The sequence below is a fragment of the Gemmatimonadota bacterium genome, from assembly GCA_026702745.1.
Classification (GTDB): domain Bacteria; phylum JAAXHH01; class JAAXHH01; order JAAXHH01; family JAAXHH01; genus JAAXHH01.
Genome location: JAPPBT010000065.1, coordinates 114,235 through 129,825, shown reverse-complemented (window position 1 = coordinate 129,825; position 15,591 = coordinate 114,235). Strand labels below are relative to the sequence as shown.

The following is a 15,591-nucleotide window of genomic DNA, read 5'->3' as shown; positions in this document are numbered from 1 at the left end:
TCGCGCGTTATAATCCTGACAACCTGCTCGGAAAGTCCTATCGCATCTGTTTGGATGTTCTTTGCCTTGTCAATCCCGAGACAAAGTCAACTTCTGTTACGTCTCGGCAACCTGGGAATACACCACCCCACCGTGTATGCCGTTTTCGGTGAGACGTGCCACAAGATATTCCTGCGGTCTGTCGCCCTTGATTCGGTTACAAGATGGACACAGAAGTTGCAGGTTATCTATATGATCACTACCACCCTTGCTTCTTGGGACTATATGATCGACTTCAAGCATTCTAAATTGGAATGCTGTCTTACATCCGTTACAACGTCCTTCCTGTTGACCATAAAGAACATGCTTGTTTTTACGATAAGGGACGGGTACGTCAATGTCAGTTCGTCGCGGAATATCGACCCGTTCTGTAACCAATAGGGAATGGTATAGAGTTCCTATTTCTTTGCGCAAACGTAGGTTAACTAGTTCGACCGCCTTTGACGAAAGGTCAATACCTATCCATTGCCTGCTGAGCTTATCCGATGCAACGCAGGCTGTAGCGCACCCACAAAATGGATCTAACACTACATCGTCTATATTGGTCGAAGCCTTTATGATTCTCTCGAGTAGTGCCAGCGGTTTTTGCGTGGGGTATCCAGTGCGTTCTTTAGATCGACTCTTTAGGTTTGGAATATCATTCCACACGTTGGTCGGATCTTGACCCTTTTCTGGTCTGTAATACCTCTTCAACCTTGGCATTCCACCGTTTGGTGGCCAGTGTATCATATCGGCATCGTTGAGTATGTTAAGTCTTTCTATCACACCCTTTGCATCTAAATAGCCCGGACATATATACCTATCGATGTAATCAGCATACTCACCGGTTTTAGGAACACTCCAACACCGTCCTACATCGCCAGGATCAAATCCTTTCCAAGGATGTCCGCTTTCACCACTCGACACTTTCGGTCCGGTGAGGACGATCGGTTGATAGCGCCCTCGGTCATCTACGTGTTTGTAATATGTGTTTACATAGTCCTCATCTAACGGGACTTCGACAGCCGACTTGTTCCGCTTTGGTATTTGATTGGGGACCGCAGAATAGTACAATATGGAATCAGATACGTTACCGAACATTCGGTCGTTGTGGGCATGGGTTCTTTTCCAAGTTATCTCCGCTTGCAACTGATCCTTACCAAATATCGTATCCATTAGCACTCTGAGATAGGCGTTCGCTGTAGGGTCGCAGTGAAGATAAATAGATCCAGTCGGTTTAAGTACCCGTTTCATCTCAATCAGCCGCACAGCCATCATACACAAATACGACTGCATACCCTTACTATGGGCCAATCCCGCAGTCTCAATTACGGCATATAGTGCTGGATCATTCTCGGCAATCAGCCCCATCCAAGCTATATCTAGGTCGGACAAGTACCACGTGTCTTTAAACGCAGCTCCTGCGGCTTCGCTACCTACCGGTGCGGCATAAGTCCTATTGGAATTGAACGGGGGATCGAGGTAAATTAGGTCAACAGTCCCACTATTCATCCCACGTAGGATGTCGAGATTGTCGCCCGTCCATATCGTACGATTGACCCAGTTCGGTACAGACACCGGGGAACTCCCTTCGAGATGGAGGCGGACAGAACCGCCCTGTCCGAACGAGTTATATTTTGCGCTCGTTATTGCAATAATACCCGATTGTGGATGATATCGCAATCATATTCTGAACGCTAATAGTTCAGTACAAATCTCAATTTGAAACGCATATCGATACATCAATAAATCGGATTTGCGCACACAACATATCTGTTGATATTAACACTTCTGTTGTGTATGTTTAGCTATGAAAGCAATTGAATGAGAAATGGCTTGGATAACAAGGATGTTCGCTTCAAATGTATAAGTAATAGCTGTGGCCACATAACTTGATTTGGAGAACTTTCGACTCAGTTGACCGTAGTTTGTGCAGTAATAGTGAATTGGATCATAAGTTCGTCTCTGATATCAGGGTGAACCTAGAATTGGACATATGCTAAAGTATCCTGTGGTTCTCGAAAGAGACGATAACACCGTCCAGGTCATGTCCCCTGATTTTCCGGAACTCAACACGTTCGGAACGAACAGGAAGGAGGCGTTAACCCGTGCAGTCGATGCGTTGGAAGAGGCGATAGCAGCCCGAATACACGACGGGCGGGACGTGCCGCTTCCGTCGCAGGGCTCGGAGAATGCCACTCTACCTACACTCACTACAGTTAAGATATTGCTTTATCGAGGTATGCGGGAACAGGATATCGGCAAAGCGGAGTTGGCACGGCGTCTCGGTTGGCATTTACCACAGGTGGACAGGGTGCTAGATATTCAGCACAATTCCCGTATGGACCAGATGGATGCGGCCATGGGCGCAATTGGCCGACAAATTTACGTTCGGGATTCAAAACAATGTTAAGAGATGCCTTTTTACTTAGTGAGTAAACATCAGGTTGACAGTTCATCAGTGGAGAAATGAGCAGGACATTTTAAATGTGTATGGACAAACCAATAAACAAGTCAGGCGGTGCCGGACCGGTTGGGGGATATAACTTCCAAGCTGCGGTCAGCGCAATTGCATATGCCCATATGCTACGTGGGACACCTGTTATTTGGACCAAAGGTTACTCTGGTTCAGTGCCCATTAGAGTAGATTCAGAAACAAACGGGCCTGGTGATGATATTTCGCTAGAGTTAGCAGACGGGATAACAGTTGAGATACAAGCCAAAAAGGGATTGAAGGCTGATAAGACATTTTGGACTGCCATAAACTCTCTATGTGAAGGAATTAACTCTAATCGGTGTGATTTCGCGATGTTAATTGTCTGCCCCTTTTCGAGTCGGACGATAAGTCGGGATTACGCTAGAGCCATAAAGAGAATTGGCAATGGTAGGCTTGACCTGATATCAAAACAACAGGAGGAAATAACTCGATTTCTGATCAAAAGTAAATATGATCCAACAGACATTTGCTCACGTCTTCGGATTCTTACCGTTTCGGCTACTGACGAGCACGGTGATGCTGTGGCTGCTGCTCACGCCGAACTTGGTCATATCTGCACCAAGGATTCTCATATACCCTTGGTATGGAATGTTCTTTACGAAGAAGCATTAAAGGCATCGAGTATAAAAGTTCAAGAAACTGTTCTTCACTTGCATCTGTGCTTAGCTCGTTAAACCTGCTGCACAATGCGGAACCGGATTTAACGCCTGCCACGCTGAGTAAATCCCTGCTTGAATGGATAGAACAATCAACTGCCAATTTTAATGTTCCAGGTATTTCCGACCCTCTGTCTACTGACGCTGCATGGCTGAAGCTGCAAGCATCAGTTGGGGATAACTCTGTCGACCCAAATACCCCAATTGAAGATGCATTGAAAGTATATCATAGGCCAGAGAGTGAATCTAGTCTTGGAAGCAGCGAGGTTATTGATGCTAATACGATAGGTACCTTTCGTAATTTGAGTGTTGTAACCGGTGGACCTGGTAGTGGTAAATCGCTATTAACTAAAGTGCTCGCGCGTGAATTTTGTAAGGATGGTTTGATAAGTCTGCAGATAAAGTTACGTGATTTAGCCAACAAAATACGATACACCGGATGTGCAGTAGAAGAAGGTCTGTTGTCACTAGGATTAGACGGATCGGGGATTTCACCTGCTAACTTTCATTCAATATGTCTTTCAAATATAGTGTTGCTTTGTGATGGTCTCGACGAATGTGGCCACTATCAATCTACTATTGCTGAGGGATTAAGTAGGATATCCAGATCAAGACCTTCTTACAGGATTATCGTAACTACGAGACAAATTGGTTACTACTCAAATGAATTAAGACACTGGCGCCATTACCACATTAGGCCACTCAAGTCAGAAAACACAAAGGATCACTTAAGTAAAATCTGTTTAGGTATTTCTGCTGAAGTTTCAAATGACAGTAACGATTTACAAACCGTTATCGATTCTAACTTAGAAATGGTTGAAGGGATCAAAACGGTATTTACGAATCCACTTCTTTGTGCCTTTGCAGCAGCACTGATTCTTAAAGGATACGAAATCGGAAAATCAAAAATAGATCTTTACAAACGGGTTATTAAACTGATCGACGAAAACTTGGATCCTCGTAAATCCGATGCAGCCAAAGTACCAAGATCAATTCGCTACAGAGTTTTAAACCACTTGGGCTGGTTGGTTACTACTTCTCCTTTCAGGACGTCACAGGAAACTGAATCACTTTGTGCTGAGCAAATTGCACTCGTAACCAGCAAATCAGATCTGGAATCTGTGGCGGATACAGAAGAATCAATTCTCTATTGGGAGAAAGCAGGGATCATCGAAAGGCTACGCCATGGTGAACATGAACTGATTGCATTCACTCATAAATCATGTGGTGAATTTGCAGCCGCACGGTTTCTAGAAACGATCGGTAGTGACAATGCCCGACAATTGATTGAGTCCGAGCTTGACAATGCAGAATTGGAAGAAACCCTTTATTTTGCGACTCAAACTTCAGTTGCAGCATTGGTTGCCGAAACAGCAATTGAGAAATTTAAATTCGGTGACCCGAAACGCCATCTGATCAACACCGTATTACAGGCCTTAGTCCTAAACACAACCAGCATAGACCCCGTTAAACTTACCTTTTTTTGGGACCAAGTGTTTGCAGTTGTAAAATCCGAAGAACGCCGAAAGGCTTACACGGTTGGATTGTGTTTAGTCGAACACGATTTGAGCAAGCTGAACGAAGTCTCTGAACATGCAAGAAAGCTCCTTACCGGAACACCAGAATGGTCTAAGTTAATAGGTTGGTCGATTCTTGTTTGTCACTTTCGAGACGAATTGGATCGGGTTGAACTGGAAAAAACCATCTCCTATTACATAACTCGCGAAAAAGACAGTAACATCTTCATGGATCCGGTTTTTAACCCAGCCGTCACTGAATTCGTAGACTGGATTTTAAAGGAATCACCAGACAAAAGAGTTTTTGAACACTTTTTGAGTAATGCGATAGAAATCACTCTCGAAAACCTGCCTGAAGCGAAACAAAATGAACTAGTATCCGCCGTTTTAAGGTTGAGAAATCTAGCTTCACACGACTTCATATTTCGACTTAAGGACTTATTGTCAAAGATTGGTCGATCAGATTTAATGTCTGATCTATTGGCGGGACATTTTAAAGATTACGATGTCAGTAACTTGCGATTTAACAGTTACTATGCGGGAAACCAAGTCCTGTTCCATGAAGTACTGGCTGGTGCATTTTTAAATGAGGACTTGTCAACACCACCAACCACTGGTATGAAGCACCTTGGTGCATTGTTACAGTTAGCATACATAATGAAAATACCAGCAGATGATGCGTTTGTCTGGGAGGCCGTTAGTGAGTATTCTCAAGTACAAGAATTGCTTCGTAAAGCAGCGGAAGTTTTCGGTCTTTCGTTAGAACGCCTTGCGCAGGAGGTACGAGGCTTTAACAGGAGCAACCGCACTGTGGATGGCTTCGATGAAACTTTACGCGTAATAGTAGCTATGCCAAAAGTCGATCCTTGTGAAGTCGACTGGGATCGAGCTCAGACAGTAGAATTTAACAACAAAACACTTGAAGAACTCCTAAGCCATCCCTCTCAGTGGGTGGCTATCCTTGCAGCGAATTTGCTTAACGAGCGTTTACCGGACACTGATAAATTAAATGTATGCAAACGCACATTTCAAAATGGGCAGGGTAGAACGCTTTACATTGCAGCAGAATTGGCATGTCAACTTCCAAACGGAATAGGGCACAACCTAATAGTGACAACTCTCAAGTCTCCCCAAAAACTCGGCACTCAGTACCTATATGAGAAACTTGCCGAAGTCAAGTTTCCGGTTGCGCACTCCCATAAAGATATAGTAATGTCGGGACTTTTCTCGTCTTCAGTGAAAATAGCCAAGTCTACTGCTAAATGGTGTTGTACCAGTAATTCCAGTTCCAATGGCTGGCTATTGGAACTCCTTAGAAAAGCATTTAACCACTGGTCCGTAAATGAACAACCATATCCCAAAAAGGGTGGTACGGTACCAGAAAGTCCGCGAGATATACTTTGCGAAACTTTAATTCACTATGGTGTTTGGGGATTTGACGAACTTATTGAATTAACCAAAGATGCCAGGTCCGATGTATCAAAGAACGCCATGCAAGATTTGATCAAGCGCTCTTACGAATCTGAAGATGCCAGGGATAGATTGGTGGTAAAAATATCTGAAAAAAGACTCTCCCCATTTCAATGTCTGCAACTTATGGATGCAGATATCCCATATTCACAAGAACATTTAACTAAATTGTGTGGTCTTCTTGATGATAACGATCCTGAATACAGAAAGATAGCAATCCAAATACTGTCTCATCCAAACATGGAGAAACCATTGGCAGTGAGTCTCGCAATTCAACGAAAAGATGATGAGAATGGAGACGTTAGAGATGCTGCGTTGAGATTCTTAGGTTCTTACTGATTTTTACAACATGCCCTGCAGATTCGTCTAACTACCAAATCCTAACTGCTCACCAACACTTTCTTCAGCGCGGCAATAAACGCCTCGTTCTCCTCGGGCAGGCCGGCTGTGACGCGGATCCAGCCTTCGATATTCCAGCGCGCCCTCGCGTTGCCCACCAGTACGTTGTGTTCCTCGCGCATCCGGCGGACGAGTTCGTCCACGTCGGTCTTCATGTTCATCATCACGAAGCTCGACTCGCTCGGTGCGTATTCGATGCCCATGGCGTCCAGCTGCTCGTAGAAATAGCGTTTCCCCCGACTCACCAGTTCCTGTGAACGCCGCAGGTGGTCTGTGTCGTCGAGGGCCGCCGACGCGGCGTGGGTGGACAGGAGGGTGAGCGTGTTGGCCCGGTGGCGGCCGATCCGCGCGATCACCTCCGGCCGGGCGACCGCGTATCCCACCCGCATGCCGGCCATGCCGAAGACCTTGGAAAACGTGCGCGTCACGATGACGTTCGGATGATCCGGGATCAGCGATGCCGCGCCTTCGCGGTCGGCCTCGTTCTCCGCGAATTCGATATAGGCTTCATCGACGAGGACCAGCACGCGCTCGGGGATCGACTCCACAAAGGGCCTTAACTGCGACATGGGGGTCAACTGGCCCGTGGGATTGCCGGGGGTAGTCACGACGACCATGGCGGTCCGTTCCGTCACGGCCGCGCTGAGACCGTCCAGATCGGGTTTCATGCCTTCCAGCAAGGGAACCCGGACCGGTTCCGCGTTGGCCACGCCGGCGAATCGGGTGATGAAACCGAAGCCCGGCAGGCTTTCCACGACCTCCGTGCCCTCGCGAACGTAAGCGTGGCCGATGGCGAACAGCAGGTCCGACGACCCGGCGCCCACCGCGACCCACGCGTCGGGTACCGGGGCAAAGGGACTGTCCGTCCACTCTACCACGGGTACGCCGTGCCGGCGGGCGAGCTTGCCCAGCAGGTCCGGGTTCTGGCCATACCGGTTGATGCTGGTCACCAGAGACAAAACCGCCTCGACCGCCCGGGGAGACGGCCCCAGGGCGTTCTCGTTGGCGTCGATGCGCACCAGGCCCGGGGGCACCCCCCAGCCACGTACGGAAGGGCCGCCCACCATCTGGGCCACGGCCTCGTAACTGCCAAAGGAAATCGCACCGGCACCCGCAAGGGCGCCTTTCAGGAATCCCCGGCGCGAAAGCCCCGGACTGGGCCGCGAAAGCCCTGGCCTGGTCGTGGTACTTGCTTCTTTTCTGTCGGACATTGGAACACCCCTTCTCCTATTGTCGAGTAATCGGACTGTCGATCCGCCGTATTCACCTGTCGATTTCAAGATATACCGTCATGATACAACGTCGCAAAACGGATGGGAAGATCAATTGCGTCGACCTTGACGATTCCCCGGACCTCCCGTAGATTTATGGCACGGCCGCCCGCGATGGCACGGCCGCCCGCGATGGCACGCCACTCGCGTAGTACATCCTCGATAAGGAGACCGCATCTTCAGCCAGTTCCATCCCGTAACAACTGAAACCCACCTCCTGCTGGACCGGTTGCTTTCCGAACGCATCCTCATTATCGACGGCGCCATGGGGTCGGTCCTCCAGGGCCATGCACTCGACGAGGCCGATTTCCGCGGCGAAACGTTTAAAGACCACCCCGTTCCGTTGCGCGGCGACCTCGACCTGCTGTCGATCACACGGCCCGAGCTCATCGAACAGATCCATAGGGAGTACCTGGACGCCGGCGCCGACATCATCGAGACCAACACCTTTAATGCCACGGCCATTTCACAGGCCGACTATGGCCTGCAGGACCGGGTTTACGACATCAACGTGGCGGCGGCAGAAGTCGCGAAACGGGCCGCCTCGGCCGCCACGGCCGTCGATCCGGTCAGGCCGCGTTTCGTGGCCGGCACTATGGGGCCTACCACACGGTCGGCTTCCGTCGCCTCCGACGTGAGCGACCCGGCATTTCGTTCCGTTACCTTCGATGAGCTGGCCGCGGCCTACGGCGAGCAGGTCCGTGGACTCCTCGACGGCGGCGTGGACCTGCTGCTGGTCGAAACCCAGATCGACACGCTCAACATGAAGGCCGCGCTGTACGCCATCAACACCCTCTTCGACGAAGGGACACGCCGCGTGCCCGTCATGGCGTCGTTCTGCATCGTCGACGCCAGCGGCCGAACGCTCTCGGGCCAGACCGTGGAGGCGTGCTGGACGTCCATACGCCACGGGGACCTGTATAGCGTGGGGATCAACTGCGCCCTGGGCGCGACGGATCTGCGCCCCTACATCGAGGAACTGTCGGGCATCGCGAACCTTCCGGTGACCTGCTATCCGAACGCGGGGCTTCCGAACGAACTGGGCGGCTACGACGACACCCCGGACTACATGGCCAAGGTGCTGGGGGACTTCGCCGAAGAAGGATGGATGAACATGGTCGGCGGATGCTGCGGCACCACGCCCGCGCACATCGCCGCGATCTCAGAGACCGTCAGGCAGCGGGGGAAACTGCGGGTTCCCCACCCCGTCGAACCCCTGTCCCGGTACAGCGGACTCGAGACCTTCACCGTGCGTCCCGACAGCAATTTCACCATGATCGGCGAGCGGACGAACGTGACGGGTTCGCGCAAATTCGCCCGGCTGGTCCGTCAGGAGAAATACGAGGAAGCCCTGGGGGTGGCCCGGCAGCAGATCGAGGGCGGGGCGAACATCATCGACGTGAACATGGACGAGGGCCTGCTCGACAGCGAACGGGCCATGACCACCTTTCTGAACCTGATCGCGTCCGAACCGGACATCGCCGCCACGCCCGTCATGATCGACAGCTCGAGCTGGCCGGTCATCGAAGCGGGGCTGAAATGCGTTCAGGGCAAGAGCATCGCCAATTCCATCAGCCTGAAGGAGGGCGAGGAGGTCTTCAAGACCCAGGCCCGCGTGGCGAAACGGTACGGGGCCGCCGTGGTGGTGATGGCCTTCGACGAGGACGGGCAGGCCACTGATACGGACCGCAAGGTGGAGATCCTGAGCCGTTCCTACCGGATCCTCACCGAAGAGATCGGCATGGACCCCACCGATATCATCTTCGACCCCAACATCCTCACCGTGGCCACGGGCATGGAGGAACACGACGACTACGCCGTCAACTTCATCGAGGCCGTCCGACGGCTCAAAGAGTTGCACCCCCTGGCCCGGGTGAGCGGCGGCGTGAGCAACATCTCCTTCTCCTTCCGCGGCAACGACCCTATCCGGGAGGCAATGCACGCCGCCTTCCTGTACCACGCCATCCAGGCGGGCCTGGACATGGGCATCGTCAACGCGGGGCAGCTGGCGATCTACGAGGACATCGAACCTGATACGCTGGCCATGGTGGAAGACGTCCTGCTGAACCGCCGGCCCGACGCCACCGAACGGCTGCTGGAATTCGCGGCATCGCGTAAAGGAGACGTGTCCGAACGGGCGCGCAGGGACGAGGACTGGCGCAACGACAGCCTGGAAGAACGTATATCCCACGCGCTGGTCAGCGGTATCGCCGACTACGTGGAAGAGGACATGGACGAAGCCCTGCAACGCTACGACCGTCCGCTGCACATCATCGAGGGACCCCTGATGGCCGGGATGTCCATCGTCGGCGATCTCTTCCAGGAGGGGAAGATGTTCCTGCCCCAGGTGGTCAAGAGCGCGCGGGTCATGAAAAAGGCCGTGGCCCACCTGGTACCGCACATGGAGGCCGAACACGGTGAAGGCGGGGAGAGACAGTACCAGGGGACCATCCTCCTGGCCACGGTGAAGGGGGACGTGCACGACATCGGGAAGAACATCGTGGGCGTGGTGCTCGGGTGCAACAACTACCGCATCATCGACCTGGGCGTCATGGTCCCGGCGGAGAAGATCATCGGTACGGCCGTGGAAGAAGGCGTCGACCTCATCGGACTGAGCGGGCTGATCACCCCTTCCCTCCACGAGATGATCCACGTGGCCCGTGAGATCGAGCGCAATGGCTTCGAACTGCCCCTGCTCATCGGCGGCGCCACGACGAGCCGCCGGCACACGGCGATCAAGATCGAGCCGGCCTATCACGGACCGACCGTGCACGTGACGGACGCGTCGCGGGCCGTGGAAGTCGTCGGCAGCCTCCTCAGCGACGAGTTGAGATCCGACTACGCCGGGCGGGTCCGGGAGGACTACAGGAAGATCCGGGATACTTACGAATGCCGCACGCCGCGCGCGCCCCTCGTACCCTTCGCCGAGGCGAGCGAGCGGCGGCCCGTCCTCGAATGGTCTGCAGCGACCATCGCGGTACCCGAATTCTCCGGGGTCCGCGTCGACGACGACCATCCGCTGGAGGAACTCGTACCCTTTATCGACTGGACACCCTTCTTCGGTGCGTGGGAATTAAGGGGACGTTATCCCGCCCTCCTGGAGGACGAGAAGGTCGGCGAGGAGGCGCGGAAGCTCTTTGAAGACGCGAGAAACCTGCTGGATGAGATCGTGGATGAAGGATTGCTGCGGGCCCGGTCCGCGTGGGGATTCTTCCCCGCCCATTCCACCGGAAACGACATCGTGCTGTTCGATGACGCCGCGCGGTCGGAGACTCTCGCGACCTTTCCCATGCTGCGCCAGCAAAGGCCCCGGTCGGTGGACGGGCCCTGCCTCGCGCTCTCCGATTTCGTGGGCCCCGAGGGCACAGAGGACTATATCGGCGCCTTCGCGGTTACCGCCGGCATCGGTCTCGACGAATTGGTCAGGCGGTACGAGGCAGATCACGACGACTACCGCGCCATCATGGTCAAGGCGCTCGCCGACCGGCTGGCCGAAGCATTTGCGGAACAAACCCATCTAAGGGCGCGCCGCGCCTGGGGTTACGGGCGCAACGAGGACCTCTCGGGAGAAGACCTGATCCGGGAGGACTACCGCGGGATCCGGCCGGCGCCAGGGTATCCGGCCTGCCCCGATCACACCGAAAAACGCCGGCTCTTCGACCTGCTGCGGGCCGAGGAAAGGATCGGCGTTTCGTTGACCGAAAGCTACGCCATGGACCCGCCGCCGTCCGTGGCCGGTCTGTACTTCGGCCATCCCGAGACCCGGTATTTCAACGTGGGGAAGATCGGACGCGACCAGGTGGTGGACTACGCCCGCCGCAAGCGGATGACCGTCGAATCCATCGAACGGTGGCTTGCGCCCAACCTGGATTACGAACCCGTGGATGGCACCACGGAGATTTCATCGAAGCATTGTTGCTGTGTTAACTAACCTGCAGCCTGTTATCCCGCCGTAGACCGCAGCGAATTGCCAATCGCTCTGGCATATTTTCCTAGGGTTGACAACCGGATGTCTTCCGCAAGATCTCCGTTAGGCTTCCGGCCACGAATCTCACGACGTGGGTTCCCATAGTTCGATCGCGTTTCCTTCGGGGTCATGTATGCGGGCGAAGCGACCGATGCCCTCCATTTCGATTTCGTGGCTGACCTCGATATCCGTGGACTTCAGTTGCGTGATCATCGCATCCAAATCAGCCACGCGGAAATTCAGCATGAATGACTTATCCGGCGCGAAATAGTCCGTGTCAGCATCGAAGGGTGAGAAAACCGTCACACCGGACTCGGTTACCCATGGCGCCATCTCCATGTCTGTCGGAGCGGGATTGATGCCAAGATGATCCAGATACCATTTCGCAAGTCCTTCTGCGTCCTTTGCCCGAAAGAAGAACCCGCCGAATCCCTGAACTCTTTGCACGCTTCGTCCTTTCGATGATGGTCAGGCCGACATCTTCTTTTCTCGCCGACTATCTGCTTAACACCGCCGTGCCCCACGTACTGGGGTCCACGTGCACGCGCAGGTCCCGCCCGGCGCTCCACCACTGGGCGGGGTACTCCGAATTGTTGAGGAAATAGGTAAAACCCAGGCGAGGAAACTCTTCCGGGTCGTATCCGCTGAGCGTTTCGGTCGGGAGGCACACCTCCAGGGTGTAACCGCGGTCCGTGATCAGGGACGCGATGGGAAGCGCTTCCGGTTCCGGCATGTTCCAACTCTCGCGGGCGCGGTCGACCTGCGAGGGCTTGACCACGGGCCGGTCCCCGCGGTCGCCGCCCCCGGTGGGGAGGCAATTGAACTGGTGGCAGTACCTTCCCGCCCGCCTGGCGGTCTTCACGTCGCGCGTGTCCAGCCAGATCTGGAAGCTGTCTCCGGTCCAGTGCCTTCCGTAGTGGGACTGGACCGGTTTACGCTTGCGCACGTCCACGGCGAAGTACAGGCCCTCGTCGTTCCAGGCCATGTAGACGTCCGCGGCTTTCGGCCGGTTCTCCAGGAATCCCAGGTCGGGTACCAGGTAATCGGTATCCCAGTCGTCCAGGACGCCGTTGATCCGGGGCGCCTGCTCGCGGTATCTGCACTGGAAGGCGTAGGCGAAGTAGACTCGGTTGGGAATGTCCAGCGGCATGGGCAGTAATCGGATCGGAAAGCGGTCAGCGGTTGTATACCGTACCTTCCAGGTCGAGCAGAAACGCCTTGACCTCCGGCCGGCCGCCGTAGCCTCCCAGGCGTCCGTCACTGGTGATCACGCGGTGGCAGGGAACCAGGAGGCCGATGTCGTTACTGCTGTTGGCCTGGCCCACCGCCCGGGCGGCCCTGGGCCTGCGAACCTGCTCGGCCACCCATTTGTAGGAACGCCACTGCCCGTATGGAATGGCCTGTTGCGCGGTCCAGACCTGCCGGGTAAAGGACGTGCCCCGCAGGAAATCAATCGGAAGGTCGAAATCCTTCAAGTTACCTTTAAAATACCGCGTGATCTGGTCTTCGACCGAGGCAAGCAGTCCGTCGTCCGGGACGAAGGCGAGTTCCGCGTCGAAACGGTTCAGCATGTCCGTAGCGAACGCCTCGTCCGTGACACCGGAGGTAACGCGGCATACGCCCGCGTCACTGGCCGCTGCGTACATGGGGCCGAGCGGCGTGGGGAAGACCGTGTATTTCAATACGTGCTTCAACGGGTCTGGACTATCCTACAATGGCGCGGTCCCGCAGGCCCTGGGCCAGCGCCCGCGCAATGACCTCGCTGCCTTCGATGGTGGGGTGCCAGGTATCGGCGAAGTACCGTTCGCGTTCACCGTCCATCTCGGTAAAAGCGGCGTTGAGATCGATGAGGTCCGTATCCTCTTCCATGGCCAGCCGGCGGATCGAGGCATCGTAGATATCGTAGAGTTGCCTGAGGCGGTCGAGATCTCCCCGGGCTACGAAGGACGGATACCGCATCTTGTCGAGGCATTGCATGGACATCTCCGCGCCGTTACGGGATATGAGCGTCGGCAGGGTCGTCAGGACGACACGGGTCCGGTCGCTCTTCGCCGTCTGGATGAGGCGGCGCATATTGTATTCGTAGTTCTCCGGGAGGAAGTCCTCGAGGTCGAAGGAGCCGATGGGCGGCGGCGTGTTCAGTTCCAGGATCTCCTTGGCCTCGTCCAGCAGCCTCAGGCCCGTGTTGCCGCCGTTGCCGTAGTGCCAGTAGGACTGGGTCTTCCTGCGCATGTCGGGATAGTGCTTCGGGTTCCCCAGCCACATGTCGTTCCAGCCGATATAGACGATCAGGATGTCCGGATCGAAAGCCATGAGCCTGGGAAGGCGCAACTGGGCGTTGATGGACGCGTGGTCGTCCACGCCGGCGTTGATCACCTGGTGATCGCGCTCCAGGTCCATCTGCGCCAGCTGCCGTTCCAACTGGTAGGGATAGGGTGAATCATCCCCGGGCGCGCCGAAGGTGCAGGAGTCGCCGAGACACATGATACGGACGGCTTCGGGATCCTTCCGCCTCGGAAAGTCCGTTCCCCGGAACCCGTAGTCGTTGATCCGGATGCCGGCCACGCTGTACCCCGGCATCAGTTCCCAGCCGCTCCGGTTGTGAAACACGATGTAGGGATGGGCGCCGTCGTATTCTTCGTGGAACCAGCGGTCCCTGTTGTACGCGTGATCCTGCCGTCGAAGGTAGAACTCCGCACCCACGAGGGCGCTCACCGCGGCGCCGGCCATGGCGGCAAATGCGTAACGCTTCATTCCCGTTCTCCGGCTGTCAGGCATCCTGTTCCGGCCGAATGGACCGGTCGTCCTGCAAACATCTTCCCAATCCACGTTGCCGTCGCACTCCCCCTGAATCTAAGGGCACACAGGCCGAAATCGCAAGTGAAAACGCGTACCCGGTTTTGTTTGACGACAACGCCTTCGTTCCCTGTATAACCATTAGTGAAAGACCTTGACGGTGACCGGAGTGACTTCCATATTCATAGGGTGGTTCCCTACCAGATTACCACAGAACACCGGCCTTGCCGGTTCCGGTTCTCGTGATTACTCGCCAGCCGGATGCTGTCGTCAGCACTTCGTCCGTTCCGGCTGGCTTTAATTTGATGGCATAAATACGTAGAAGAGGAGGTCCCATGGCTGATCGACACGATGAAGCCAGGCCCGATGAATCGTCCCATTCCGAAACGAAATCGGGGACCCGGTTCACGCGCCGTGGTTTTCTCAAGGGCGCGGGCGCAGGTGCGGTGACGGCTGCCGTAGCGCCGGCCATCCTGGTTTCGGAAGCCGGGACGGCGGCCGCCCAGGAAGCCGAGGGCGTCATGTCGGCGACCATATCGCTCGACGTGAACGGCGAGTCGCACAACGCCTTAGTGGAAGCACGCACGACCCTGGCCGACGCGCTGCGGGACCGGCTGGAGATCACCGGTCCCAAGGTGGTCTGCGACAAGGGCGAATGCGGGGCCTGCACCGTGGAGATGGACGGAAAGCTCGTCTTCAGTTGCATGACGCTGGCCATGGACGCCCAGGGCCGGAAGATCGAGACCGTCGAAGGCATGGCGGACGGCGACAGTCTGCATCCCATCCAGGAAGCCTTTGTCGAGAAGGACGCCCTGATGTGCGGATTCTGCACACCGGGGTTCCTGATGTCCTCCAAGTCATTGCTGGACGCCAACGACAACCCGACGCCGGAAGAGGTCCGGGAGGGTCTGTCCGGCAACATCTGTCGCTGCGGCACCTATCCCCACGTGTTCGAGGCCGTGATGAGCGCCGCCGAAAAGATGCGGAAGGGAGGGTGAGC

Annotated in this window: 10 protein-coding genes; 4 read left to right on the top strand and 6 right to left on the bottom strand. The window is 55.0% G+C overall.

Features of this window, described 5'->3' with window-relative positions:
* Nucleotides 1–96: 96 nt before the first annotated feature.
* The gene (locus OXH56_10680; protein MCY3555775.1) at nt 97–1,596 is read right to left on the bottom strand and encodes a DNA methyltransferase; all 1,500 of its coding nucleotides are present in this window, start codon (nt 1,594–1,596) and stop codon (nt 97–99) included.
* 915 nt (nt 1,597–2,511) lie between these two features.
* Between OXH56_10680 and OXH56_10675 the strand changes: the two genes are divergently transcribed.
* On the top strand, nt 2,512–3,189 hold the full coding sequence (locus OXH56_10675) for a hypothetical protein (GenBank protein MCY3555774.1): 678 nt from the start codon (nt 2,512–2,514) through the stop codon (nt 3,187–3,189).
* Nucleotides 3,174–6,497, top strand: coding sequence for a hypothetical protein (locus OXH56_10670; GenBank protein MCY3555773.1), 3,324 nt, complete (start codon nt 3,174–3,176; stop codon nt 6,495–6,497). The genes OXH56_10675 and OXH56_10670 overlap by 16 nt, the downstream gene beginning before the upstream one ends.
* Before the next feature lie 41 nt (nt 6,498–6,538).
* Here the strand turns inward: OXH56_10670 and OXH56_10665 are convergent, their stop codons facing one another.
* A complete protein-coding gene (locus tag OXH56_10665) occupies nt 6,539–7,768 on the bottom strand; it encodes a histidinol-phosphate transaminase (protein MCY3555772.1) in 1,230 nt (409 codons plus the stop codon).
* 235 nt (nt 7,769–8,003) lie between these two features.
* Here OXH56_10665 and metH point away from each other — a divergent pair, with 235 nt between their 5' ends.
* Nucleotides 8,004–11,759 carry a methionine synthase gene (metH, locus tag OXH56_10660; GenBank protein ID MCY3555771.1) on the top strand — a complete coding sequence of 1,252 codons (3,756 nt, stop codon included), beginning with the start codon at nt 8,004–8,006 and terminating at the stop codon, nt 11,757–11,759.
* Between the two features lie 120 nt (nt 11,760–11,879).
* Here the strand turns inward: metH and OXH56_10655 are convergent, their stop codons facing one another.
* From OXH56_10655 to OXH56_10640, 4 genes are read right to left on the bottom strand one after another with little or no spacing between them, the layout of a single operon-like run.
* On the bottom strand, nt 11,880–12,242 hold the full coding sequence (locus OXH56_10655; GenBank protein MCY3555770.1) for a VOC family protein: 363 nt from the start codon (nt 12,240–12,242) through the stop codon (nt 11,880–11,882).
* A gap of 49 nt (nt 12,243–12,291) precedes the next feature.
* Nucleotides 12,292–12,945: a hypothetical protein gene (locus OXH56_10650; protein MCY3555769.1), complete on the bottom strand. Its 654-nt coding sequence runs from the start codon at nt 12,943–12,945 to the stop codon at nt 12,292–12,294.
* Between the two features lie 25 nt (nt 12,946–12,970).
* Nucleotides 12,971–13,489 (bottom strand): methylated-DNA--[protein]-cysteine S-methyltransferase, encoded by a 519-nt coding sequence (locus OXH56_10645; protein ID MCY3555768.1) that lies wholly within the window; start codon nt 13,487–13,489, stop codon nt 12,971–12,973.
* A 10-nt stretch (nt 13,490–13,499) separates the two neighbouring features.
* Entirely contained in the window at nt 13,500–14,549 is a 1,050-nt protein-coding gene (locus OXH56_10640; protein MCY3555767.1) for a GDSL-type esterase/lipase family protein, read from the bottom strand.
* Between the two features lie 377 nt (nt 14,550–14,926).
* On the opposite strand from OXH56_10640, the gene OXH56_10635 reads away from it, so the two are divergent.
* Complete coding sequence (locus OXH56_10635) at nt 14,927–15,589, top strand: (2Fe-2S)-binding protein (protein MCY3555766.1); 663 nt, start codon at nt 14,927–14,929, stop codon at nt 15,587–15,589.
* Nucleotides 15,590–15,591 lie beyond the last annotated feature (2 nt).